A 656-nucleotide genomic window follows, 5' to 3' on the forward strand; every position below is an offset into this window, starting at 1 on the left:
AGAATTCTTCCGTCCCGTTGCGCTCAACGACGGCACCTCGCCAAATGCGCGGTTCCGCACCGTGCCGCTGGCCGCCACCCGTGTGCCAAATGGCCGCAGTTTCTTCTGCCACCACCTGACGCCGGAACTGGTGTGGCGCAATGAATGGCAAAACCACCCGAACAGCGTCGCTGATATCACCGACTTTGTGATTTCTGCGGCAAATCCGCATGAGGCCGCGCAGGTCTATGGCGAGTTATTCGGTGCAAGCGCACTGGACGTCAGACCCAAAGAAGTGATCCTGCGCGCAGGCCGCGCCACCGTACGGTTTGTCACGCCTGAGCAAGCCACCGCAGAATTTGGCATTGTGCCGGAAGGCGAAAATGGCAGCGCCCGCATGATCGGGCTGGAGTTTGCCACGCGCTCACTGGATGCGGTACGCAACAGTTTGCGCGTCGGGGAAATCGCGTTTGCTGATCATACTTCGCAGATCACCGTGCGCGCGGCGGATGCATTAGGGGTGGGGATTCAATTCAGGGAAGAATGAGGTCAAGGGCTTGTCGCCCAAACTGGCGTTAAGGTCAAGGTCGTGGGCGTCGGCCCACACCGACTTGGGGGTGGCTTATCGCCGCCACCCCCAAGACCCCCAGGCTCTTTCACTGCGCGCTGCCGCTCGC

The 656-nt window shown here is 61.1% G+C and carries 1 pseudogene; it reads left to right on the plus strand.

The window, feature by feature from the left end:
• Positions 1-526: pseudogene (locus ED901_RS09695) on the plus strand (VOC family protein); the annotation flags it as partial.
• Between the last annotated feature and the right edge of the window lie 130 nt (positions 527-656).

It is taken from the genome of Rahnella sp. Larv3_ips (genome assembly GCF_003697865.1).
GTDB lineage: Bacteria > Pseudomonadota > Gammaproteobacteria > Enterobacterales > Enterobacteriaceae > Rahnella > Rahnella rivi.